The sequence below is a fragment of the Mesorhizobium sp. M1143 genome, from assembly GCF_040318435.1.
Classification (GTDB): Bacteria; Pseudomonadota; Alphaproteobacteria; order Rhizobiales; family Rhizobiaceae; genus Mesorhizobium.
The window spans coordinates 122429-146087 of record NZ_JAMYMJ010000004.1 but is presented as its reverse complement, the minus strand read 5'-3'; the positions used below and the strand labels follow the sequence as shown (position 1 = coordinate 146087).

Here is a 23659-nt window from a genome sequence, read left to right as displayed (position 1 = left end):
AGTGCTCGGTGAAATGGATTTGGTTCACGGAAATTCAAGCCGCCATGGAAAACGAACCCTTGATCGACGCCCCGCTGAAACGCGCGCTTTGCCGGCTCTATCAAGCTCCGGATCGCCACTATCACAACCTCGCCCATATAGAGGCGTTGCTGGCGCTGGCGGACGAATATCGAGCATCGCTGCATGATTCCGGCGCCGTCGAAGCCGCAATCTGGTTCCATGACGCCATCTATGACAGCCGCGCCAAGGACAACGAGGCCAGGAGTGCGGCACTTGCTCAGGACAAACTTGGCGCCCGCACCGATCCGGAGCGCCTCGGCCGCATAGCGGCGATGATCGTCGCCACCGCCACGCATGAGCTGCCCAGCCTTCAACCACGGGGCCTTGCCGATGAGAACGCCCTCCGCGACGCAGCGCTTTTCCTCGACATGGACCTGGCGATCCTGGGTGCGTCACCCGACGCTTTCGACGCCTACGAACAAGCGGTCCGCCGCGAATATGGCTGGGTCGAGGAGCCGATGTGGCGCGCCGGCCGCGGCGTGATTCTCAAGACTTTCCTCGCGCGCCAGCATATTTTTCACTCGCAGGAATTCCGCCAGAGGTTCGAGCCCCAAGCCAGGCAAAACCTGGCGCGGTCTCTAGAAACGCTCAAATCCTAATCCGGAAATGTCCCCATGCGCTGCGCATAGGCTTTGAAACCGGCGCGCCTGTAGACCGATTGCGCGGCCGGATGGTCGTATGTGTCGGTATGAAGCCAGACCCTTTGCGGCGCCCGCGACCAGATGGCGCGAAGCGCCTGGTCGAGCAGGAACGGGCCGAGCCTGCGACCCTGGAAGGCGGGAACCAGCCCGAAATGAACCAGCTCGACCTCAGGCTGGCCGACGCCGTTGAATTCGCACAGGCCAGCGGCCTCGCCCTCGACGCGCAGCACATGGATATGTGTCGAGGGCAGCGCCAGCAGGCGCTCGAGGTCTTCCGCCGGCATGCGCAGCCGCTGGTCCCACTGCACCGGCTCGCCGACAGCGCGGTAGAGGTCGATGTAAGCGGCGCTGTCCAGCCTTTCCAGCGCCACCGTGGTCGCTGCTGCAGGGCTGACGCGTGCAGGCGCCAAATCGCGCGGGCGCATGTCCATATAGGTGACGAGAAGGTCAACCAAAGCGGCACCGCCTCCGGCTGCAAGCCAGACGAAGATCGATCACCTGAAGGCGCCAACGGACTTGGTCGCCGCCCAAACAAAGAACAGGCCGATCACCAACGACAGCCCGTTGAGGAGGATACCGACGATGCCGAGGACATGATTGTCGTTTGAACGTCCCAGTGCCATCAAGCCAAAAACCACGCCGGTGATGTGCGCCAGCGGCGCCGCAACGAGAAACACCACCAGAAAAACCCCGCCGAGGACGTTTTGAGCGGCCAGCGACGCCTCGCCTGGCATCAACGCCAGCGTGACCACCGCCGCAAAATCCATTGCGAACGCCAGCAGGGCCAGGATCACCGAGCGTTTGCCCAAGCTGCTCCGCCCCACCACGCCGGGCATTGCTATCGTGCTTCTTCCCCATCCGGCCATTACTCGTCCCCGATCAGGTGAAAGCGCCTATCGTCGATGCCATTGCCACAAGCAGCAGGAAGCCAACCGCCAGGGAGCCGCCGTTGAGCAGAATGCCGACGACCCCAAGCACGCGGCTATCGTTCGAACGCACCAGCGCCATCAGCCCGAAAATCAATCCGGCAATATGCGCCAACGGCCCTGCCAGCAGGAAAACCGCCATGAAGAAACCCGTGGCGATGTCTGGGCACGCTCGGATGCGTGGGTCGGCAGCGCCACCATTGTGGTCAGCGCTATCACACCGGCACCGAAGGCGAGCAGCGCCAGGATGACGGAACGCTTGCCGAACTTGCTTGTCACGACGGGGCCCGGCAGAGCGTCGGCGCTTCTTCCCCATTGTGCCATTGTTTGCCACCCCTCGCCGGCCGCCCAATCCATATCGCCCGAAAATCGCTTACCGGTTAAAGCGGATTCTCGGCATAAAACTCCAAAACCCGCTGCTTGAAGGTCTTGTCGCCCACCGCCAGCATATGGTCACGGCCGTCGATGTGAAATGACTTGGCATTCGGCATCAGCGCGGCGAGCTCGTCGGGCGAGCCGCCGATATCGTCTGTCGTCCCGACCGCAATCAGCGTCGGTTGGGCGATGCGCGTCATGTCGTGTTCGCTGAGCAGTTCGCGCGACGTGGCGATGCAGGCAGCCAATGCCCGGCGGTCGCTGCGCGTCTGATCGGCAAAGGCGCGAAAGGAGCGACCGCGCGGATGGCTGGTGGCGGCCGGATCGTCGGCCAGCAGCGCCTCGGCGATCGGATCCCAGTCGCCGACGCCGTCGACCATGCCGATGCCGAGGCCGCCGAAGACCAGCGTCGCCACCTTGTCGGGATCGGACAGCGCCAGGAACGCCGCGATGCGCGCGCCCATCGAATAGCCCATGACATGCGCGCGGCCGATGCCGAGATGGTCGAGCAGGGCCGCCGCGTCCGAAGCCATTTTGGCCGGGGTGTAGTCGGCCTCGTCATAGCTTTTCGACGACGAGCCGTGGCCGCGATTGTCGAAGGCGATGGCGCGATAGCCGGCATCGTTCAGCGTCTTGAACCAGCCGGGCGATACCCAGTTGACATAGTGGCTGGAGGCAAAGCCGTGGATCATCAGCACCGGATCGCCCGCCCCCGACGCCGGCAGGCGGTCGAGGAAGGCGAAGTCGAACCCGTCATGGGAGAAGAATTGCATCGGGAGCGGCTCAGCCGGCGCCGGGCGTGGGCGCGTTGCCCTTGTCCGATGGCGGCATGCCGGGGCCGTACACCGTGCCGACGGCCGGATGGCGCAGCAGATCGCCATGGTCGATGCCGTTTTTGGCGGCGGTGCCGGCCTTGAGCTCCAGCACGAAGCGCACTGGCACACCCGGCGAGATGACTGCATCGGACAATGGAGTGCCGTGCTTGACGGCCCGGACCTTGCCGTCCTGTCCAACAAAGATCAGGTCGAGCGGCATCGGCGTGTTGTGCATCCAGAAGCCGACCTGCTTCTGCATCTCGAAGACGAACAGCATGCCATGATTGTCGGCCATATCCTGGCGATACATCAGGCCGGCCTCGCGTTCCGAGTCGGTGTCGGCGACTTCGATCGAAAAGGATTTATCGCCGCCTTTCGTCGCCACGACCAAGGGTGTCGGATCGACGGGAAGGATCATCGCCTGACCGCCGGCGATCGTCTGCTGGGATGCGGTCGGCTGCCCGGAATAGAAGTAAGCGCCTGCGGCTACCGCAACGATGACGCAGAGCGCGCCCGCTGTCAGCCAGTTCCTGTACGCCATTGGAAATCCTCGACCAAAGACCATGATCCCTAAAAGTGGTCTCAGGTATTCGGATAAGATCGTGGTGAAACCAAGAAAAAGAGCCGTCCTGAATTGGTCGGCTGGAGTTCATCGTAAGGGCTCGCGTCCTAATGCGCGACCGGCAAGGTGCCCATATCGGGGTGAATCTCGGCAGCCATGAGGCCCTTGTCACCGCGTCCGAAACGCACCAGCACGACCTGTCCGGGCCTGAGCTCGGTGATGCCATAGCGGCGCAGCGTCTCCATATGGACGAAGATATCCTCGGTGCCCTCGCCGCGCGTCAGAAAGCCGAAACCCTTGGTGCGGTTGAACCACTTGACCAGCGCCCGCTCGAGCCCGCTTTCCGGCGTCACCGCCACATGGGTGCGCTGTTCCTGCATCTCAGCCGGATGGACCGCGGTGGTGGTGTCCATGGACAGCACCCGGAACGCCTGCAAACCACGGTCGCCATGCTTGACAAGGCACACGACACGCGCGCCCTCCAATGCCGTCTGAAAACCGTCCTTTCGAAGGCAGGTGACATGGAGGAGGATGTCGCCCGAAGAACCGTCATCGGGTAGTATGAAACCGTAGCCCTTGGCCACGTCGAACCATTTGATGGCGCCGGCGATTTCGACAAGGTCGGCGCTATCGCCGCCACTGTCGCGCTTCAGGGCGCCGTCAAGGTTCTCATCCCGCCTCGTGAAAGAGGCCTTATCCCCCATAAGAACGCCCCCTTTTTTCAAGAAAACCGCAAGTGATTCTTGACATTAGATTAACACCGCCGCTTCCGGGGTGTGCAAGACCTGCCGTGCCTTTTTTCACGGTTGAATACAGGAATAGCTGACTTGTTGTTTGCCGGCGTCGCTGCCGGCAGCAATGACGATCCATCAAGGCGGTCAACCGGTCGGCAATTTGCAAGGGATTTTGCCGAAATCGGCAACCACTTGTGTCCGGCGCTTTTGTCAGAGCAATCTGATTTTTCCAAAACCGGTGACCACTTTTCCAGTCCGATGCTCGTTGCCCTTCGGCGGGGTGGACCTTATGTTGCCTCGCAACCCAAACATCCCCGAGGAAATCCCATGCGCTACCTCCACACAATGGTCCGTGTCGCCGACGTCGATGTCTCGCTTGATTTCTACTGCAACAAGCTCGGCCTTAAGGAAGTGCGCCGCTACGAAAACGAGCAGGGCCGCTTCACGCTGATCTTCCTCGCCGCCTCCGAGGATGTAGAAAGCGGCATCACTGAGAAGGCGCCGCTGATCGAACTGACCTACAATTGGGATCCGGAGGAGTACAAGGGCGGCCGCAATTTCGGCCATCTCGCCTATGAGGTCGACGACATCTACGCCACCTGCCAGCATCTGATGGACAATGGCGTCATCATCAACCGGCCGCCGCGCGACGGCAACATGGCCTTCGTCAAGTCGCCGGACGGCATCTCCTTCGAACTGCTGCAGAAGGGCCCGGCCAAGCCCAAGGCCGAGCCGTGGGCATCGATGCCGAACACCGGCACCTGGTAGCGATCACGCCATCTTGAGCGAGGCGGCCGCGCCGACAAGCCGGCCGCCTTTGCCATTTCGACCAACGGCACCTATTTACCTGCCTGTCGCGCCAGCCAAGCAAAGCCAGTGCCTCATCCAGGAGAATTCGTTCATGCCGACCAGCCGTGCCGATGTCACCACCGCATATGCCAGCCGCTATTTGCAGCAGCTGTGCAAGCACTGGGCGCACAAATCTCCCGTCGAATTCGATCCGAACCACGGCACCATCGATCTGTCGCTCGGCCGCACGGTTCTCGATGCCGATGCGGCAGCGCTGCATATCACGGTGTCGACGGATGAAAGTGGATCGCTGGAGCGCATGGAGAGCGTCGTTGCCGATCACATCAAGCGCTTCGCCTTCCGCGAGGAGCTGACTTTCGAGTGGAAGCAGGCTCCGGCGACCTGATCTGCTGTCAGCCGCAACGCCGAACGCCGGAAGCTGGCCAGCCCCGGACAACGTTATGGCGTCACTTGGTTGCGACGCCATCTGAATTGTCGGAACGACGGATCGATCAGAACTTGTAGTTCAGGCCGATCTTGATCGTATGGGCGTCGATCTTCACCCTTGCGTCGTTGCCCTCGATATCTGTCAAACGGACCTTGCCGAAGTCGAAGTACTGGTATTCCAGCTTCGTGGTCCATTTGTCGGCGAAGGCCCATTCGACACCGCCACCGATCGTATAGCCGAAGCGGCCTCCGCTCCTCGATGCGCTGCTGTCCGGGTCGGGCACCCCGTCAAAATCGAAAGTATCGCCATAACTCAATTTGTAGTGAGTCGCCGCCGCGCCGCCCTTGTTGTTTAGCCGAGACTTAATTAGCATCGCGACCGCAATGCAGATCTAAGCGATTCAAAGCGAACGCGCCATCTGCAGCAGCGCCAGCACCGAGCGCCAGTTGCGCGCGGTGCCGGGCACTTTCAGCACGCGCGGGATCAGCCCGGCGAACACCGATTTGCCGAGCCCGTCCGGCGCCTTGAGGTAGAGCACGTCGTCCCTGACCTCGAAGCTTTCCGGGCCGGTGCATTTTTCGGCAAGCCTGGCGATCTCGTCCGCCGTCGGCTGGCGCTCCAGCGTGTAGGCGTGAAGCTTGGTCGGATCGCCGGCGACTTCCGGATAAGGATTCTCCTTCACCAACCGTTCGAACCAGGAGAGATCGCGCACCATGATGCGCGAGTGAAAGCCCCATTTTTTCTCGAACGCCATTTCGATCTGTTTCGCCAGCGTGGCGGCGTCGCCCTTCCTGGCCCGGAACACGACATTGCCGCTCTGTACATAGCTGGCGACGTCCGAGAAACCGAACTCTTCGAAAAACGCTCGCAACTCCGCCATCTTGACGATGCGGTTGCCGCCGACGTTGATGCCGGAAAACAGCGCGACGAAGACCACCCTTCGCTCTTCGAGCTTCGGGTGGCAGGCTGTACCGCTCATATGATGAACCCGGCCAGGGTCTCGTTGTCGGTGATGTCCTGATAGTGCACGCCCTCGGCCTCGAAATTCGCCCTCAGCAAATCGAAGTTTCGCCGGTCTTTGGTTTCGATGCCAATAAGCACAGAGCCGAAATTGCGCGCCGATTTCTTCAGATATTCGAAGCGCGCGATGTCGTCGTCGGGACCGAGCAGTTCGAGGAAGTCGCGCAGCGCGCCCGGCCGCTGCGGAAAGCGGATGATAAAATATTTCTTCAGCCCCTCGAAGCGCAGCGCCCGCTCCTTCACGTCGGGCAGCCGCTCGAAATCGAAATTGCCGCCCGACACCACCGCGACGATGGTCTTGCCGCGGATTTCCTTGCGCGAAAAATCCTTCAACGCGTCGATCGCCAAGGCACCGGCCGGCTCCAGCACCACACCTTCGATGTTGAGCATCTCGATCATGGTGGCGCAGAGCCGGTTCTCAGGGATCAGCCGCACCGCCTGAGCGGCGAACTCCTTGAGGTGGCGCAACGGCTCGCGGCCGATCTCGGCCACCGCCGCGCCGTCGACGAAATTGTCGACATTGGCGAGCCGGACGCGCTTGCCGCTGGCGAGGCTCTGATGCAGGCTCGGCGCACCGGCCGGTTCGCAAAAGACGTAGCGCGCGTCACGTTGCTGATCGGCGAAATAGTGCGTCACCCCCGCGGCCAGGCCACCGCCGCCGACCGGCAGCATGATGATGTCGGGCATGCGCGCGCCTGGCATCTGGTCGGCGATCTCATAGGCGACCGTCGCCTGCCCCTCGATAATATCCTTGTGGTCGAAGGGCGGCACCATATGCGCGCCGGAACTTTCGGTGAATTCGAAGGCGGCGCGGTAGCAGTCGTCGAAGAAGTCGCCGACCAGCCTGATCTCGACGAAATCGCCGCCGAACAGCCGCGTCTTGTCGATCTTTTGCTGCGGCGTCGTCACCGGCATGAAGACCACGCCCTTCTTGCCGAAATGGCGGCAGACGAAGGCAAAGCCCTGCGCATGGTTGCCGGCCGAGGCGCAGACGAACAGCTCGGCCTCGTTGCCGGCGGCAAGCGCCTTGCGGAAAAAGTTGAAGGCGCCGCGGATCTTGTAGGAGCGCACCGGCGAAAGATCCTCGCGCTTCAACAGCACCCGAGCCCCCGTCTTCTTCGACAGATAGTCGTTTTCCTGCAGCGGCGTTTCGGGAAAGATCTCGCGGATCGCGGCTGCGGCGGTGGCGACACGGGAGGAGAAACTGTTCATGGCGCCGTCACCTCTGGATCGAATGGTTCGAAGGCGAAGCCTATTGCACAATTCGCCGTTTGCAGCCACCGATGCGGCGCGGCCGCTTTGACGCGCCAGCAGGAATCCATTGGAGCCATCTTCATGCCTGTTTCGGCTGTCGCCCTGAAGACCATAGACCTTCCTGAATTCGGCGAACCAACAGTGATGCCGCTAGTTCAGCGGCGGACCTACGAAGCGCGCATCGAGGCTCTGCTGGCGCGCGGCGCCGAGGCCGGGCTCGACGCCTTTGCCGTCTATGGCGACCGCGAGCACGCGGCCAATGTCGCCTATCTCAGTGGTTACGATCCGCGTTTCGAGGAGACGCTGCTGGTCATCGTTCCCGGCAGCCAGCCAAAACTTCTCGTCGGCAATGAGGGTTGGGGCTATGCCGAAATCTGCGACGGGCCTTACCAGCGCGTCCTATACCAGACCTTCTCGCTGCCGGCGCAGCCACGCGACCGCTCGGCCTCTCTATCCGACACGCTTGCCGCCTGCGGCCTGAAAGCCGGCCAGAAGATCGGCGCCATCGGCTGGAAGCCGTTCGGCCCCGGCGATGGCGGCTTTGGCGAGACGACGCTCGACCTGCCGTCCTTCATCGCCGATACGCTGCGCACACTGGCCGGCGACAGAGGCGCGGTGGTCAACGCCGCCAACCTGTTGATGAACCCATCCGACGGCCTACGCGCCATCAACGAGGCAGACCAATTGGCGTCCTTCGAATTCGCCGCGACCTTTTCCTCGCAGGGCCTGCGCAACGTGCTTGGGAATATTGAGCCCGGCATGAGCGAATTGCAGGCCGCGCGGCTGATGGGGATCAACGGCCTGCCCCTGTGCTGCCACCCGATGCTGTCCGCCGGCAGGCGTGCGCCCTACGGCTTGCCTAGCCCGCCTCGACATCATCAAGCGCGGCGATCCCGTCACCATGGCCTATGGCATCCAGGGCTCGCTCAACGCCCGCGCCGGCTTCCTGGTCGAGAGCGCGGCCGAACTGCCGCGCGAGATAAGCGACTATGTCGAACAGCTGGTAGCGCCCTATTTCGCCGCCGTCGTCGACTGGTACGAGACCATCGGCATAGGCGTTGCCGGCGGAGCGCTTTGGAAAGCCGTGCATGACCGCATAGGCGACCCGTTCTTCGGCGTCTCGCTCAATCCCGGCCATCTCGTCCACATCGACGAATGGATGCATTCGCCGGTGTTTTCCGGCTCGGACATCAAGCTGCAATCGGGCATGGCGCTGCAGGTCGACATCATTCCGGCGACCGGAACCAGCTATTTCACCACCAACATCGAAGACGGTATCGCGCTTGCCGATGAGTCCCTGCGCGAGGAGATCGCGGCCCGCTATCCCGAGGCATGGCGCCGCATCGAGGCGCGCCGCGCCTTCATGCGCGACGTGCTGGGCATCAGGCTCAAACCCGAGGTATTGCCCTTCTCCAACATCCCTGCGTTCCTGCCGCCATTCTGGCTTTCGCGCAACAGTGCGATGGCTGTGACCCGACGCTGATCACATTTCGGCTGGACACGACTTACTTCTGCCGCACTCTCACTGTCCGGGAGGTGCCGCGGGGGTATATGGGCCTTTTGGCCGGAGTGGAATTTTTGACGTGCGTTTGAAGACGATTTACATTCTTGCACTTGCCCTGTTGATCGCCGGCTGCGGCGGCCGCAAAACCGAGGAACTGCTCGGCAGCGCCGTCATGTCCACGCCGGTGACCGAAATCTCGGGCAATCACTCGATCTTCATTGCCACCACACGCAAGAAATCCGACGATCCCAACAAAGTTTTCGACGGCGAACGCTCGGCGACGCTGAACTACGCCCGCGTCACCGTCACCGTTCCCGGCATCCACCAGACCGGCCAGATCGAGCGCCGCTCGCGCGGCAAGTCGAACGACCCGGCGAAATACTTCATGGCTTCCGAGGTCGTCGGCTACGATGCGCAGCCTCAATTCTCAAGCGCGCTCAACACCGACATCGCCGCGCGCGGCGGCCGCGTCATGGTCTTCGTGCATGGCTACAACACCGGCTTCGACGACGCGGTCTACCGCCTGACCCAGATCGTCCACGATTCCGGCTATCCCGGCACGCCGGTGCTGTTTTCCTGGGCATCGGGCGCCAGAACCACCGACTATGTCTATGACAAGGAAAGCGCCAGCGCCGCCCGCGATCAGCTGGAGGTGACGTTGCGCATGCTGCAGCAGTCCGGCGCGCGGCGCATCGACATCGTCGCCCACTCGCTCGGAACCTGGGTGACCATGGAAACGCTGCGCCAGATGGCCATCACCGGCGACCGCGATCTCGGCGGCAAGCTCGGCGATGTCGTGCTGGCTTCTCCCGACATCGACGTCGACGTCTTCAAGAGCCAGATGCGCCGCTACGGCAAGCCGGACAAGCCGTTCATCCTGCTGCTCTCCGACGACGACCGGGCGCTGCGGCTCTCAGGCCTGATCGCAGGCTCGCGGCCACGCGTCGGCGACTACAAGGATGCCGCCGACCTCGCCGCTTATGGCGTCACCGTGGTCGACCTCTCCAAGGTCAAGGGAGGCGACAGCTTCAACCACACCAAATTCGCCGACAATCCCGAACTGGTGAAGATGATCGGCCAGCGGCTGCGCGAGGATGACGGCTTTGCCAGCGACCAGACGGTGACCGACCGTATCAGCGCGCTCGGACAATAAGGCTGTCGCCTTGCGGCGACCGTCGCCGCGTGAGGTCGCGAATGCCGCTCGGCCCGATCACTTTCAACTGGACCGGACCGGTCTCTGCCTCTACGACATTGAAATCGGCGCCAATGCGCCAGCGGGAGCCCGCTTGAACGAGCGATGGAAGACTGTCCTGGTCCTTGCGTTCGCGCTAGCTGCCGCCGGCTGCGCCGGCCCGAACACCCATGACCTGTTGAACGAGACGACGGTTTCGGTGCCTGCCTCCGACATCGCGGCCACCCACGAAATCTTCGTCGCCACCACCCGCAAGCAGGCGACCAAGGACCCACGCCAGGTGTTCGATGGCGATCGCTCGCTGACCACCAGCTACGCTCGCGTCGACGTCACCGTGCCGAAGGTCCACCAGGTCGGCGCCATCGAGCGCGCCAAGGGCTCGGCCAATTCGAACCCGGCCAAGCAATTCACCGCCACCGACGTCGTGCGCTACGGCGACGCCTCGCAATTCGCCAAGGCCGTCGGTGCCAACATCACCATGAATGGCGACCGCGCGCTGGTCTTCGTCCACGGCTTCAACAACGGCTTCGACGATGGGGTCTACCGGCTGACGCAGATCGCCCACGACACCGAATATCCCGGCACGCCGATCCTGTTTTCGTGGGCTTCGAGCGGCAAGACCACGGGCTATATCTACGACAAGGACAGCGCCAACGCGGCGCGCGACGACCTCGAGGCGACGCTCAGGATGCTCGCCAAGACAAAGGTCAAGAGCATCGACATCATCGCGCATTCGATGGGAACCTGGGTGACGATGGAAGCGCTGCGCCAGCTCGCCATCACCGGCGACCGCGATCTCGACGGCAAGCTCGGCCGTGTCGTCCTGGCATCGCCCGATATCGACGTCGACGTCTTCAAGAAGCAGATGATCCGCTACGGCAAGCCCGACAGGCCGTTCGTCATCCTGCTTTCCGCCGACGACCGTGCTCTGCGATTGTCCAGCCTGATATCCGGCGACAAGCCGCGCGTCGGCGACTACGGCAACGCCGCCGACATTGCCAGTTACGGCGTTACGGCGTCGTTGTGGCCGACCTCAGCCAGATCAAGGGCGGCGACCGCCTGAACCACGCCAAATTCGCCGACAACCCGTTCCTGGTGCAATTGCTCGGCGACCGTCTGCGCGCTCCAGCCGGCCTTGCATCGGACGAACCCACGCAGGGCCAGATCGACAATCTCGGCCGAGGCCTCGGCAAGGCAGTCGGATCCGTCGCCGAGATCATCATCACCACGCCATTCAAGGTGCTGACCATCGCCACCGGCGGATGAGAGCCAAGCAGCGGGCTGATCTCAGATAAAAAGATCGACCTTCTGGAACGTCGTCACGTCGATCAGGCCGACATCGGAAATCCTGAGCTCCGGAATGACGACCAGCGCCAGCAGCGAGTGCTGCATGTAGGCGTTGTTGAGCGAGCAGCCCATCTTGCGCATCGCCTCGGTGAGTTTCTCCGCCTTGGCCGCCACGATTTCCGCCCGCTCGTCCGACATCAGCCCGGCGATCGGCATTTCGACCAGCGCAAGCTCCTTGCCCTTCGAAAACAGCACCACGCCCCCGCCGACCTCGCCCAGCCGGTTGACGGCCAGCGCCATGTCTTCCTTGTTGGTGCCGACGCAGATGATGTGGTGGGCATCATGCGCGACGCTCGACGCCATGGCGCAGTCGCCCATATAGCCGAAGCCGGAGACGAAGGCATTGGTGACGCCTCCGGTGCCGCGGTGGCGCTCGACCAGCGCGATCTGGCAGATGTCGTTGCGGCGATCCATGGCGACCAGCCCGTCCTCGACCGGCAGGTCGGCCTCCAGCGCCCGCGTCGGCGCCTGGTTTTCGATCACGCCGATGACCCGCACCCGCACCTCGTTGGCGCCCTTGGGCGCCGCAATGTCGAAGTCGCCTGGCTTCAGCTTCTTGCCGAGCTTGACGGTGTTCTTCGCCGATTTGGGGTAATCATAGGCCGGAATGTCGATCTCGAGCTTGCCGCCCTTGGCCAGCCTGATACCGCGGCCATAGACCTCGTCGATGGTCATGGCGGCAAGATCGGAGACGATCAGCAGATCGGCCAGCCGTCCCGGCGCGATCGAGCCCAGTTCGCGCTCCAGCTTGAAATGCTGGGCGGTATTCAGCGTCGCCATCTGGATCGCCGTCACCGGCTTCAATCCCTGTTGGATGGCGTGGCGCACCACCCGGTCCATATGGCCTTCATGCACCAGCGTGCCGGAATGGCTGTCGTCGGTGCACAGGATGAAGTTGCGCGGGTCGAGACCGCTCTCGGTCACCGCCTTGATCTGCGAGGCAACATCGTACCAGGCCGAGCCCAGCCGCAGCATTGCCTTCATACCCTGGCGCACACGGGCGATTGCGTCCTCGGCGCGTGTGCCTTCATGGTCGTCCTCCGGCCCGCCGGCGACATAGCCATGGAACGGCAGGCCGAGATCGCGCGACGCATAGTGGCCGCCGACCGTCTTGCCCGCTCGCACCGTGGCGGCTATCTCGCCCGACATCACCGGATCGTTGGCCACGACACCGGGAAAATTCATCACTTCGCCGAGCCCGATGATGTTTTCCCAGGTCATCGCTTCCGCGACATCGGCGACCGTCAGTTCGGCCCCGGCATGCTCCAGCCCCGGCGCCGACGGCACGCAGGACGGCATCTGGACATGGACGTTGATCGGCATGGCGACGGCCTCGTCATGCATCAGCCGCACGCCGGGCAGACCCAGCACATTGGCGATCTCGTGCGGATCGATGAACATCGAGGTGGTGCCGTGCGGGATGACGGCGCGGCAGAACTCGGTCACCGTCACCATGCCGCTCTCGACATGCATGTGCGCGTCGCACAGGCCGGGCACCAGATAGCGGCCGCCGGCATCGACCACCTTGGTGCCCTGGCCGATGGCATGGCTGGCATTCGGCCCGCAATAGGCGAAGCGGCCGCCGGCAACGGCGATGTCGGTGCCGGCTATGATTTCGCCGGAGTGCACGTTCACCCAGCGGCCGTTGCGAATGACGAGATCGGCAGGCTTGCGCCCCGTCGCGACGTCGACCAGATGCGTCGCCATCTCGGTCCAGGGCTTGGGTTTCGTCGCCGACGGCTGCTTGGCCATGAAAGACTCCTGTTTGCCCGACTGTGCCAAGCCGGCAACGTTTTGACCAGCGATTGCGGACGAAATCCGGTCGATGAGAACTCGCCCGGGCGGATGCGCCGCACCTGCTCACCCCGATGGCAGGCATCAACGGTGCGGTCATTCAGTTTGGCTTGTGCCGGCACTTATGTTACCATTCTGGCCATGGTGCTGATTTGCGCCGACGACCCGCCGCGAGGCGGGTTTTTGTTATGATGAGGCCGAGACCTCCTGAGGTGAAGTCATGATCCGGTTCCTGAAAGCATTCGCCTTCGTCACCCTGTTCCTGATCTCGTCCGGCTTTGCATCCGCCGAGGAGCGTTGGCAGACCTTGCCGGAGCCGGCGGCGATGCCCAAACCGGATCAGAGCGGGTATGCGCCGGTCAACGGCATTCAGATGTACTATGCCGTTTTCGGCGCCGGTGATCCGATTCTCCTGATTCATGGCGGCCTTGGCCACGGCGACATCTGGGCAAGCCAGGTGGCGACGATGTCCAAGACGCACAAGGTTATCATCGCCGACAGCCGCGGCCATGGCCGCTCTACCCGCACCGAGCAAGCTTACGGCTATGACCTCATGGCGTCGGACTATCTTGCGCTGCTCGACTATCTCAAGATCGACAAGACCGCTCTTGTCGGCTGGAGCGACGGCGGCATTATCGGCATCGACATCGCGCTGCATCATCCGGAGCGGCTGACAAGGCTCTTTGCGCAGGCCGCCAACGTCACCACCGATGGCGTCGATCCGGGTGTGCTGACCAACAAGACCTTTGCCGCCTATATCGACCGCTCGGGACGCGACTACAAGAAACTGTCGAAGACTCCCGACCAGTACGATGCCTTCGTGGCGCAGATCAGCCACATGTGGGAGTCGGAGCCGGCCTGGACCAAGGAACAGCTCGGCAAGATAACCACGCCGACCGCGATCGTTGCCGGCGACCATGACGAGGCGATCAAGCGCGAACACACCGAATACATGGCCTCCGTCATTCCGGGCGCCAAGCTCATCATCCTGCCCAACGCCAGTCATTTCGCCATGCTGCAGGCGCCGGACGAATATAGCCAGGCGGCGCTGGATTTCATTGACGCCAAATAGCGCCCCCAGGTAGAGCACCCCAGCGCAGCAACGGGTGCATTCCGATTGTTGAACAATGGGTTCCGTTTTGCGGCGAATAGGATTACCTTCCGGCAAGGCGCCTTCTGAACCGCCTTTTCGGAGAACTCGATGCGCTGTCTGACCATTGCCAGTGCCGGATTTCTGATTGCTCTGGCCGGGCCGGCATTCGCCGCCGACTCGATGGCGGTGCCGATGACCGAACCAGGCTTCGACTGGACCGGCTACTATGCCGGCCTGCAGGCTGGCTACGGCTGGGGCCAGTCCGACATATCAGTGACGGAAGGCGCGCCGTTTTCCATCTCGCCCGACATTGACGGCGGTTTCGTCGGGGGCCATGTCGCCGGCCTGTGGCAGTTCGACCAGGCAGTGCTCGGCGCCGAGGCGGAGCTCAATTACTCCGCCATCGACGGTACGGCCGTATCAGGCCTTGGAAGCACATTTCGCACGGACATCAAGTGGTTCGGATCTGTCGACGCCAAAGCGGGCTTAGCCATGGACCGCTTGCTGGTCTACGGCGTCGGCGGCGTCGCCTTTGCCGGCATCGAAACGTCGCAAGTCGCAGGCGCGTCGTTCGCCGGCACACGCACGAATGTCGGCTGGACCTTGGGTGCCGGCGTCGACTACGCGCTGACCGACAAATTCATCGTCGGCGCGCAATATCGCTATTACGATTTCGGCTCCGAGCACTATGACGTGGCGGAACCCTTTAACGATCGCGATCAGGATGTGAAGCTGAACGCGGTCGGTATCAATCTCAGCTACAAATTCTGAGCGTTCTCGGCGACTGAGATTTTCGCGACAACCAATTGTTTTGAAATCACGAACCACCTTTCATGAGTTCGACACTCGGCAAAAGATGGCTTGACGGGTTTTCGCTGGCGTCTGAAAAGGGCTGGCCTGCGGACGTGGCGGAATTGGTAGACGCAAGGGACTTAAAATCCCTCGATCTCTGATCGTACGGGTTCGATTCCCGTCGTCCGCACCAAATTGAAATGCTTAGGATTCGTTCTGTAAGAACTCACTGGCTACCATAGAAAAGGCTGACGCGGGTAGCCGTAGAGCCGGGATACAAAGCCGGGAACTGCCATGCTGGAGTTTTGGTGTTCGGTATTGGCTGCCGTAAGAACAGTGACGGGGCTGACGGCGCAACTGCGCTTGAGCCAAATCCCGAACCTGTAGCCCTTTCGGTCGTAAGCTCGGCAGTTGGGGATCTAATGCAGCCGAAAAACGACGGTATCCGTGTCGCCGGACTTGCATCGAATGCCGACCAAAACGCCGGTTTCATAGTCATCGACGTGCCACGGTCGGAACGTCGACCACACCGCAGCGATCAAAAGCTATATTACAAGCGTGCTGGTAGCTCTTCATACGCTATGGAGCATGTCGACATCGAGGATGCCTTCCGAAGGATCTCCGTACCGGAACTTACAATGAAGGCCGACATGAGAAATACGCGTCGTCCGGCCTTGACGGTCATTAGATCAGGATGTGGCTGCAGAACGTCTCAAAGACCTTTGCGAGCCGGCCACCTATTGGCCAGGGCAATCCTCTTCGAGTGTAAGCCGCAACTCACAGACCTTATCATGCCGATGCCACTGGGGCTTGGCTTTGATAAAAGCGCATTGGCAGAGGAGAGGGACAAAACTGAAGAGGTTTAACACTCTTGCTGGAATACCTGCTGCAACACTCCTGTCGGTAGCGACCGACCGCGCGGGCCAGGTCAAGCACTCCCTTGGGAGCCGGCTGGGGCCGCAGCGCCTCAACCCGGTGGGCATGCTCCGTCGCGATTTTAAGAAGAGTTGCAGCCGTTTCCTGTGGCGTCCGACCTTGCGCTTCTGACGCAGTCACCAAGGCCGCAAACGCGGCTTCTAATGCGACTTCACAGTTCACCTCACGGTCTGGGCTATCCTCTGGCAATCGGGGGTTCGACCGATTGGGACATGGTGACTTCTTTCAAAGGGGAAAAACCGCCGCCCCAGCCTTTTGCCACTCAAACATTTCAGCAAAGGATCACTCCAGCTATCAGCAGCGTGATTAGAACTGACAACGGCACGGCCAGAAGACCGACCAACTCAACATTTCTTGTGTTTTGTCGCTTGTCCATCTTCGTCGCCCGCATGTCGTTGGCTTTGGCATCTTGCCGTCAACGTGCAGCTGTTGGAACCAACCACAAGTGCCGCTGATCGGAGATTCAGTCGGTGCTGCATATTAGCAACACATTGTGGAACGATCGGGCGGCATCAGCCAATTGCTTTTGAATGCCCTTGCACTTGCTTCGTACGATTCCGTACAGTTTCCCCCATTGGGGGAGGCGGCCGATGGACCATGACGAGGAAGGCTACAGCATTAACGCCTTCGATTTCGATGTGGTGTGCGAGACCTTCAGGAGATCCGTTCGGGAGCTGGGCCTGGCTGAAGAGCATTGGGTAGACCACGCGAAGGCGCTCCTACGGGAATTCACCGACAGCGCACCTGACGACGACATGATTAGCCGGATCGTCGGGCGCTAGTGGCCTATACAGCTGTAGTTTGTTAGAATCGTACCCCGGTCCTGCCACGGAAACCTTTTCCAAGGTTTGCCGCGTCATAGAGGCATCACAGAAGCTCTTGGAACAGATTGCCCAGCGCGGAGGCCCATTAACGAAAAAGCTCGCCACCTTGAGGCAACGGGCATCGCCAATGCCCTCAGAGAGCCCTGCCTGGACGTGTGGCGTCCTGTCCGGCCCTCGCCATTGATTTCGTCGGCAAGCTTGTCTTTGGCCTCGTGATAGGAGTTGGCATCGGGATGGCAATCGCCGGCTGCCAAGGATGCCGGGCCGCTGGCCGACCTATCAGTCAGGCGTCCGTAGCCAGAGCGTTATAAAGCAGCAAACACGCCAGGATAGAAACGGCGCTGCCTAGCAGCTGGTCTGCCGTCAGGCCGGAAAAATAGACAAGATGAAACGTCACCATCGCTCTACCAATCACGGTTCGGAACACTGCCGAATTAACCGTTAGCCCACGCTAATGTTCCGCTCTGGACTCACTACCGCTTTGGAAGAATCCTGCCGCAGCGATCAGCGCCCCGCCGACCTTGATCTCAACGTCGGTGCCACAAGGCTTTCCTTCGTTCGCATGGTTCGTAGAGATTAGCACGATCGCATACTCTCATCTCATCCGGCGTCGTCTCCCTCACAAAGCAGCGCCGGTAAGGCTCGGCGACCTTCTTGTTGTCCCGTGTGCCAAAGGAGGTCGCCGGGCCTGCCGTTGCTCATCTTTGCTGGTGGCTGCTCCTGATGGCTGCGCTTGACGCCGTCGCCCTACTGCTACCTGCGGGGTAAGGCTGGCGAGCCCTCTTCTCAGGCAGTCCGGCATGCAGGATTATAGTCCTCGTTGCGGCGACCCTCAATGGAGAGCGCCAATGGCCAGAACCAAACCTTCGGAACAACTTTCCCGGGCTGAAATCGAGCGCTTCCTGGCGGCAGCCGAAGCGCTGCACAAGAGCATCGTCGGGCCGCTCCTGGCGTACCACGGCGAGCACTACCAAGCTCTACGCAAGGTCCATGGACCCCTGTTGAAGTCGATCGAGACCATCACCGGCCAGAGGGCGAAGTTCATCCAGTGGAACGGGACAGGACCGGCACAGCCCCGGGACAAGCCTCCGGGCTAAGTCTCCTCCCGGAAATCCAGCAGCTTGGCATGGCGAAGCTTCTCCTCGCCCTTCAGGAACCGCACGCGGCCGACCAGGCCCGGCTTTAGCCATTCGGCCTTGTCACTCTTGAGCCCTTTCGGCGCCGGCCCGCCAATCTTGCCTTGCACGCGGTCCCATAGGCGCTGGCGCTTGTCCGCCTTGAAGGTGACGAAGGCGCCGCCGGCATAGTGGCCTTTGTCGGCCATCAGCACCATGGCAGGCTTGCCGGCCTCGCGCTGCACGCCGATGATGTCCATCTCCTTTTCGGCATAGCACTTGATCTTGCGCCAGTTCGTCGTCGGACCCGACCGATACTTGCTGCCCTTCCGCTTTGAAACGATACCTTCAAGCCCAGCCTGGTCAACCAGATGAAAGACGGCGTCGCCAGTGCCCGGCATCGCTTCGCTGAACTGGATTCGGCCACCGTCCGGGATCAACGCCCGGAGGATCTCGCGACGGTCTTCCACCGGCGTGTTCCGCAAGTCATGCCCGTTCAGATGCAAGAGGTCGAATGCTGGCAGATACAGATCGCGCGACGGCTTGCGGCTGGTCGCGGCTGATTGATGCGCATGGAAGTCGGATAGGCCAGCCTCATTGATCGTAATGGTCTCGCCGTCGATGATGAAGTCTTTCGCCTCCATCGCTTCCGCCTCACCGGCAAGTTGGATGTAGCGGCCCGTCCAATCATAACCGTTCTTGGTGATCAGCCGAATCCCGTCATCATCCTTGATGACCTGGGTGCGGTACCCATCGAATTTGATCTCATGAATCCAATCATCGCCCATCGGCGGCGTGTCGACCAGTTCGGGTTCCATGGGCTTGATGAATTTCAGACGCATGCACTGACTCGCAGAACTGCGACTTCAATTAGCTAGCGCTAAATTAGTTCCGGAACATTTTAGACGAATTGGATGTTTGAAGGGCTATGAAGATCGAAGCCGACCAATGCCGGGCAGCGCTGACGCTCATCCGGCGCACAATGGAAGAGCACTGTCCTCCTGGCGTGCTGCCGAGCGAAGAGATGGTCAATGGGCTCTATGGTCCGGAACTGATCCATGAGGCGGAAGCCATTGCCGCCGGCATCGTCGCAACCATTGACCAGCTGCAATTGCCCGTGATGAAACCGCCGTCCCCTAGTATCAAATAGAGACCGATACAGGGAAGGTCGCTTGGCCGCGCGATCGTGGGCTCGCAACGACCGGCGAGGCGATGCCGGCCTCACCAAGGGTTACAGCCCCTCGACCAGCAGCGAAGGCGGCTCGCGGCAGTGCAACGCCCGAAGTGTTTCGAGACGACGTGTCCACCGAGCGTAGCCAGCGCGCGTCGTGCTGCACAAGGACCGAGGCAGCGGCACGGCCGCCCGGGTTACTCCAAAGGCGGCTCTTCGCTCTGTGGAGCCAAAACGGTGATATCCATCCTGGCGATTGTCGATGCGGCGCGCCCCTGGGCGCCAGAATCCGTGTCGCCACTTTCTGCCGCCATTGCCTTGGCGCGATGTCCTACGCTGTCTGCGCTTTTGCCTGGCGCAAATCCTTCGCCCGGTTCTGTCTTTGCGGGTTTCGGTCGAGTTTCAGCTGCCTGCCGATGTTGGTTTCCAATCGCCGAGACCATTGATACCTCCCCTTGATGAGGCCGCGACTGTACCTGTCAAGGCTGTAGCGAGGCTGATCACTTAAGTGGTCGGGTTGCGCCCGCTCGTAGTGGCCCTCCGATCACTGGGCTCTCGATGCCTTGGCGCTCGCGGACGTCTGGTCGGGTCGGAAGTTCAAACTCAGCCGCCCTTTGCGGCACCGGCTTCGCCCGACAACTAGGAACGATTTCGGCCGCCATGTGTTACGCAATCATGAATCTCGCGGATCCCGGATCAACAATGGCAACCGATCTTTTCACGATGCAACTCGCTGATGCTCAGCAGCGCATCAAACAGACCGAGTTCGCGCTGGTACTCAGCGAGAAAATGGTGGCTGAGAACCTCGCTTTATCCAGCAGGATACGATCGGCGAGGCGGCGTGTCCTGAAGGCCGGAAGGCCTCTGGCGACAGTCGACTCAACAAGCTGAAAGAGTTCTTCAAATGATCTCGACCCAGTCCGGACGTGGGAGAGCTTGCCGGTAACCTTAGCGGTAATCGGCCGAGTCGCAGCAGGAAGGGCGCTGAAAACTTGCTCGATGAAGACTGCGGCGTCGCTATGAATCTCGCCTTGTGTTGCCGAATCCGATCTGCGCAAAGGCGCGTGGTCGAGACCAGGCAGCGGCTCACGAAGATTGATCCCAGCAGGGCAAATTGACCGCTACGGCTCAGTTGAGGCAGCACTTCGAAATCACGGCTATTGACCTGCTGAGCTATCAGTTTCCCTCGATCTCTAATCGTATGGGTTCTCCGCACCACCCTTCGCTCTTCGAGCTTCGGGTGGCACGCCACCCAAGGCAGCCATCTCAAACGTCGAGATAGCCGGCGGCGACGAGCATCGCCTTGTATCGTTGGGCAAATCGGCTGGGCAAACGACTGAGGTAACCTGACGCGCCAATATCCCAATGCGCGCCCAGTTCGCGGTCGAACGCAGCCGGGTCGAATTGCAGCAAGCCGCTGCGTGGGTAGACCGTGAATTCTCCGAAGATCGGCTCCCCCTCCTCCTCGTAGAAATCGACACGCACCATGTCGAACTCGCTGCCGAGCGCCTCGGCTGCCTCGATCATCCGCGCCAGGCTCTTGGGAGGGGGAATTTCCAGGCTCGAGTCGATCGCGCCCTGGACGATGTTCAGCGGGCGCCAATCGCGATCCAGGTGGGCGGTATTCTTGACCGTGGAACGGAAGGCGACGACGACAATGTAGGCGACGTGGCCAGCCAGCACACAGAATTTGTAGTCGACCGGGTCATAATCCTGGTCCTTGCCGACAAGCGCTTCGACGAAAACCCGCCGCTCTATGTGCGCATAGCTGCGCTCCAGCTTGCGGGCGCCATAGGTTTGGCCAAGGTATTCCGTCATCTCGGCAATGATCGCCTCCCGGTCGGCGTTGGCCGGATCACGAACGATGACATTCATGGCGCAACCGTGGTTGCATTTGACGGCGTAGGGGATTTTCAGGTCATCGAAAGGGATCTGGCGCGGATCGTCGCCCTGCCACAGCACCTCCGGGATGGCGAGCCCGGGAAGCCGCTCCCTGACGATTTCCTTGGACTTGAGCTTGTCGAGAAGGCCGGTAAAGCGAGGATCGTCATCGAAAATCTTGCGCCAGTGGATCTTTTCCGTGAACGTCACCGGGGCTGCAAAATTCGGCAGATGCCGCATCCGCTCAAGGAAACGCTGGGTCAACCGGCGGTAGCGGACAAGCAGCGCGGCGTTCAGCAACAGGAGAGATGCCCGCGCGCTGTTTCGCTTCAGCCATGCCTTTGCGCCACGCGCCATTCCGGTGTCCTTGCAACCTGCGCAACTTCATCCGCGAAGTGGACGTGCCACCCTGCCCGCAGCAGTGAGGCACGTCGAGCTTCGCCGAGCTAGCCCTTCATCGGGTACAGTTTCAAATGCTGGATCAGGATGATCGTCTTGGCGTCGATGATGCGGCCGTCTGAAATGCCGGCCAGCGCTTCATCAAGAGGCATTTCCAGAACCTCGATGTCCTCGCCCTCGTCGGCCGCGCCGCCGCCGGCCGAGATGCGGTCGGCGGGTGAATAGCGCGCCACAAAGAACCACAGCCGTTCGGTGACGCTGCCTGGGCTCATATAGGGGGAAAACAGCCGCTCGATGTTCTGTAAGCGATAGCCGAGCTCTTCCTCGGCCTCCTTGAGGATGGCGGTTTCGGGATCGTTTTTGTCGAGCAGGCCGGCGCAGGCCTCGATCAGCGGTTCGCGGTGGCCGGTGACGTAGGCGGGGTAGCGGAACTGCCGCACCAGAAGCACCGTCTGACGCTCGGGATCGAAAGGCAGGATCACCGCGCCGTCGCCACGGTCGTAGGTCTGGCGAATCTGCGTCTCCCACTGCCCGTCGCGCCGGCGGTAATCGAGAACGGTCTTCTTCAGAACCGCCCAGTCGTCGGACAGGACTTCCTCCGAGCGGATGCGGATACGATCTTCCATGATGAGCTCCAAGCTGTCGGCGCCATGGCGTAACCGCGAACGGTTTTGCGCGCAACCGAAACGGCGAAGCTTTCACCGCCTCGTGTCTGGTGCCGGCAACTGCCATCGCCTAAATAGCTGCAGTCCCTCTCCGGAGTTTTTTTGATGACCGCAGCGCTTTTCCAGCCGATCGCCCTCGATGGCCTGACCTTTCCGAATCGTATCGCGGTGGCGCCGATGTGCCAGTATTCCGCCGAAGACGGCTCGGCCAGCGACTGGCATCTCTATCACTGGATGAACCTGGCGATGTCGGGCGCCGGCATGGTCACCGTCGAGATGACCGACGTCGAACGGCGCGGCCGCATCACCCATGGCTGCCTCGGCCTCTATTCCGACGACAACGAGGCGGCCGCCCGGCGCACGCTAGATGCAGCAAAGCGCGTCGCCGCGCCGGAAACGAAATTCGGCATTCAGCTTGCTCATGCGGGCCGCAAGGCCTCCAACCGAAAGCCCTGGGAAGGTGGCGGCCCATTGCAGCCGGGCGAGGATCCCTGGCAGACCGTCTCGGCCTCGGCCATCGCCTATGACACCGGCTGGAATGTGCCGCATGCGGTGGAGGAGGATGAAATCCTGCAGCTTATCGAGCGCTTCACTCAAGCCGCGAGGCGGGCCGAGCGCGCCGGCTTCGACTTCCTCGAACTGCACGCCGCGCACGGCTATCTGATCTTTCAGTTCCTGTCGCCGCTTTCCAACCAGCGCACCGACCGCTGGGGCGGCTCGCTGGAAAACCGCATGCGTTTCCTCATCGAGATCGCCAAATCGGTGAGGAAGGCGGTTCCAAACCTGATGCTTGGCGCCCGCCTGTCGGTAAAGGACTGGGTCGATGGCGGTTTCGAGGTCGCGGACGCGATCGAGGTGGCCAAAGCCTTGAAGGCGCTTGATGTTGCCTATCTCTGCTGTTCGAGCGGCGGCAATTCGCCGTTGCAGAAGCTGCCGACCGGCCCCGGCTATCAGGTGCATCTGGCCGAAGCGGTGCGCAAGGGCGCCGGCATCCCGACACGGGCTGTCGGCCTGATCGACGATCCCGCGCAGGCAGAGGCGATCGTCGCCGACGGCCGCGCCGACATGGTCGCGCTGGCCCGCGCCTTCCTCGCCGATCCGCGCTGGGGCTGGCGCGCCGCCGCCACCTTCAGCGAAAAAATCCATCCCGCGCCACAGCTCGCCCGCTCGGTGACCACGATGCAGCACTGGACGAAGGGCTGAACAGGCAGTGCCGACGGATGCGCCAAAAGCATCTGCTGGACAGATTGCCGCAGCTTCGCTTTAATCCGCCCGCTATAGTCCCTGGGGGCAGGCCGCCTTGGCGGCCGGATTGGGAGCAA

The 23659-nt window shown here is 61.7% G+C and carries 26 protein-coding genes, 1 tRNA gene and 1 pseudogene; 15 read left to right on the top strand and 13 right to left on the bottom strand.

Going from position 1 to position 23659, the window contains the following annotated elements:
* The first annotated feature begins 44 nt into the window (after positions 1–44).
* On the top strand, positions 45–659 hold the full coding sequence (locus NKH35_RS05280) for an HD domain-containing protein (protein WP_352913634.1): 615 nt from the start codon (positions 45–47) through the stop codon (positions 657–659).
* Here the strand turns inward: NKH35_RS05280 and NKH35_RS05275 are convergent.
* From NKH35_RS05275 to NKH35_RS05250, 6 genes are all read right to left on the bottom strand, one after another.
* A complete protein-coding gene (locus NKH35_RS05275; protein ID WP_023725758.1) occupies positions 656–1156 on the bottom strand; it encodes a GNAT family N-acetyltransferase in 501 nt (166 codons plus the stop codon). The genes NKH35_RS05280 and NKH35_RS05275 overlap by 4 nt on opposite strands.
* A 39-nt stretch (positions 1157–1195) precedes the next feature.
* Positions 1196–1510, bottom strand: a complete 315-nt coding sequence (locus NKH35_RS05270) for a hypothetical protein (RefSeq protein ID WP_023822943.1) — start codon at positions 1508–1510, stop codon at positions 1196–1198.
* Positions 1511–1580: 70 nt separating this feature from the next.
* Complete coding sequence (locus NKH35_RS05265; RefSeq protein ID WP_352913632.1) at positions 1581–1769, bottom strand: hypothetical protein; 189 nt, start codon at positions 1767–1769, stop codon at positions 1581–1583.
* Between the two features lie 238 nt (positions 1770–2007).
* Positions 2008–2775 (bottom strand): alpha/beta fold hydrolase, encoded by a 768-nt coding sequence (locus NKH35_RS05260; RefSeq protein WP_023725755.1) that lies wholly within the window; start codon positions 2773–2775, stop codon positions 2008–2010.
* Positions 2776–2785: 10 nt separating this feature from the next.
* Complete coding sequence (locus NKH35_RS05255; RefSeq protein ID WP_352913630.1) at positions 2786–3358, bottom strand: DUF192 domain-containing protein; 573 nt, start codon at positions 3356–3358, stop codon at positions 2786–2788.
* 128 nt (positions 3359–3486) lie between these two features.
* Positions 3487–4083, bottom strand: a complete 597-nt coding sequence (locus NKH35_RS05250; RefSeq protein WP_031201193.1) for a cold-shock protein — start codon at positions 4081–4083, stop codon at positions 3487–3489.
* A 357-nt stretch (positions 4084–4440) separates the two neighbouring features.
* Here NKH35_RS05250 and NKH35_RS05245 point away from each other — a divergent pair, with 357 nt between their 5' ends.
* Complete coding sequence (locus NKH35_RS05245; protein ID WP_023667513.1) at positions 4441–4881, top strand: VOC family protein; 441 nt, start codon at positions 4441–4443, stop codon at positions 4879–4881.
* Positions 4882–5014: 133 nt separating this feature from the next.
* Positions 5015–5308 (top strand): DUF2218 domain-containing protein, encoded by a 294-nt coding sequence (locus NKH35_RS05240; protein ID WP_023688364.1) that lies wholly within the window; start codon positions 5015–5017, stop codon positions 5306–5308.
* A 106-nt stretch (positions 5309–5414) separates the two neighbouring features.
* Here NKH35_RS05240 and NKH35_RS05235 read toward each other — a convergent pair whose 3' ends face one another.
* From NKH35_RS05235 to ilvA, 3 genes are read right to left on the bottom strand one after another with little or no spacing between them, the layout of a single operon-like run.
* Positions 5415–5723, bottom strand: coding sequence for an outer membrane protein (locus tag NKH35_RS05235; protein WP_081731510.1), 309 nt, complete (start codon positions 5721–5723; stop codon positions 5415–5417).
* Between the two features lie 27 nt (positions 5724–5750).
* Positions 5751–6329: a DUF1697 domain-containing protein gene (locus NKH35_RS05230; protein WP_023688362.1), complete on the bottom strand. Its 579-nt coding sequence runs from the start codon at positions 6327–6329 to the stop codon at positions 5751–5753.
* Positions 6326–7582 (bottom strand): threonine ammonia-lyase IlvA, encoded by a 1257-nt coding sequence (ilvA, locus tag NKH35_RS05225; RefSeq protein ID WP_023715803.1) that lies wholly within the window; start codon positions 7580–7582, stop codon positions 6326–6328. The genes NKH35_RS05230 and ilvA overlap by 4 nt, the downstream gene beginning before the upstream one ends.
* 123 nt (positions 7583–7705) lie before the next feature.
* Here ilvA and NKH35_RS05220 point away from each other — a divergent pair, with 123 nt between their 5' ends.
* The 4 genes and pseudogenes from NKH35_RS05220 to NKH35_RS05205 all read left to right on the top strand — a co-directional run bounded on the left by NKH35_RS05220 (position 7706) and on the right by NKH35_RS05205 (position 11586).
* Positions 7706–8716, top strand: a complete 1011-nt coding sequence (locus NKH35_RS05220) for an aminopeptidase P family N-terminal domain-containing protein (RefSeq protein ID WP_352913627.1) — start codon at positions 7706–7708, stop codon at positions 8714–8716.
* The gene (locus NKH35_RS05215; RefSeq protein WP_352913626.1) at positions 8709–9107 is read left to right on the top strand and encodes a hypothetical protein; all 399 of its coding nucleotides are present in this window, start codon (positions 8709–8711) and stop codon (positions 9105–9107) included. Before NKH35_RS05220 ends, NKH35_RS05215 begins: the two co-directional genes overlap by 8 nt.
* Before the next feature lie 100 nt (positions 9108–9207).
* Entirely contained in the window at positions 9208–10281 is a 1074-nt protein-coding gene (locus NKH35_RS05210; RefSeq protein ID WP_352913623.1) for an alpha/beta hydrolase, read from the top strand.
* Between the two features lie 517 nt (positions 10282–10798).
* Positions 10799–11586 (top strand): annotated as a pseudogene (locus NKH35_RS05205) (alpha/beta hydrolase).
* A 21-nt stretch (positions 11587–11607) separates the two neighbouring features.
* Here NKH35_RS05205 and ade read toward each other — a convergent pair.
* Entirely contained in the window at positions 11608–13419 is a 1812-nt protein-coding gene (gene ade / locus NKH35_RS05200) for an adenine deaminase (protein WP_023734425.1), read from the bottom strand.
* A 262-nt stretch (positions 13420–13681) separates the two neighbouring features.
* On the opposite strand from ade, the gene NKH35_RS05195 reads away from it, so the two are divergent.
* From NKH35_RS05195 to NKH35_RS05175, 5 genes are all read left to right on the top strand, one after another.
* Positions 13682–14533 carry an alpha/beta fold hydrolase gene (locus NKH35_RS05195; protein WP_352913620.1) on the top strand — a complete coding sequence of 284 codons (852 nt, stop codon included), beginning with the start codon at positions 13682–13684 and terminating at the stop codon, positions 14531–14533.
* 129 nt (positions 14534–14662) lie between these two features.
* Positions 14663–15325 carry an outer membrane protein gene (locus NKH35_RS05190; protein ID WP_352913618.1) on the top strand — a complete coding sequence of 221 codons (663 nt, stop codon included), beginning with the start codon at positions 14663–14665 and terminating at the stop codon, positions 15323–15325.
* Positions 15326–15453: 128 nt separating this feature from the next.
* Positions 15454–15539, top strand: a tRNA-Leu gene (locus tag NKH35_RS05185).
* Positions 15540–16872: 1333 nt separating this feature from the next.
* Positions 16873–17064: a hypothetical protein gene (locus tag NKH35_RS05180; protein WP_023734429.1), complete on the top strand. Its 192-nt coding sequence runs from the start codon at positions 16873–16875 to the stop codon at positions 17062–17064.
* Between the two features lie 890 nt (positions 17065–17954).
* Positions 17955–18203 carry a hypothetical protein gene (locus NKH35_RS05175; RefSeq protein ID WP_023695401.1) on the top strand — a complete coding sequence of 83 codons (249 nt, stop codon included), beginning with the start codon at positions 17955–17957 and terminating at the stop codon, positions 18201–18203.
* On the opposite strand, the gene NKH35_RS05170 is transcribed toward NKH35_RS05175, so the two are convergent.
* Complete coding sequence (locus NKH35_RS05170) at positions 18200–19063, bottom strand: ATP-dependent DNA ligase (protein ID WP_352757907.1); 864 nt, start codon at positions 19061–19063, stop codon at positions 18200–18202. The genes NKH35_RS05175 and NKH35_RS05170 overlap by 4 nt on opposite strands.
* 86 nt (positions 19064–19149) lie before the next feature.
* On the opposite strand from NKH35_RS05170, the gene NKH35_RS05165 reads away from it, so the two are divergent.
* Together NKH35_RS05165 and NKH35_RS05160 are read left to right on the top strand one after the other, a co-directional pair.
* On the top strand, positions 19150–19371 hold the full coding sequence (locus NKH35_RS05165; RefSeq protein ID WP_023681532.1) for a hypothetical protein: 222 nt from the start codon (positions 19150–19152) through the stop codon (positions 19369–19371).
* A gap of 723 nt (positions 19372–20094) precedes the next feature.
* Positions 20095–20283, top strand: coding sequence for a hypothetical protein (locus NKH35_RS05160; RefSeq protein WP_023688348.1), 189 nt, complete (start codon positions 20095–20097; stop codon positions 20281–20283).
* Between the two features lie 375 nt (positions 20284–20658).
* Here the strand turns inward: NKH35_RS05160 and NKH35_RS05155 are convergent, their stop codons facing one another.
* Positions 20659–21630, bottom strand: a complete 972-nt coding sequence (locus NKH35_RS05155; RefSeq protein WP_352757908.1) for an ATP-grasp fold amidoligase family protein — start codon at positions 21628–21630, stop codon at positions 20659–20661.
* An 89-nt stretch (positions 21631–21719) separates the two neighbouring features.
* A complete protein-coding gene (locus NKH35_RS05150) occupies positions 21720–22298 on the bottom strand; it encodes an NUDIX domain-containing protein (RefSeq protein ID WP_023667531.1) in 579 nt (192 codons plus the stop codon).
* Between the two features lie 144 nt (positions 22299–22442).
* On the opposite strand from NKH35_RS05150, the gene NKH35_RS05145 reads away from it, so the two are divergent.
* Positions 22443–23540 carry an NADH:flavin oxidoreductase/NADH oxidase gene (locus NKH35_RS05145; protein WP_352757909.1) on the top strand — a complete coding sequence of 366 codons (1098 nt, stop codon included), beginning with the start codon at positions 22443–22445 and terminating at the stop codon, positions 23538–23540.
* The last annotated feature ends 119 nt before the right edge of the window (positions 23541–23659 follow it).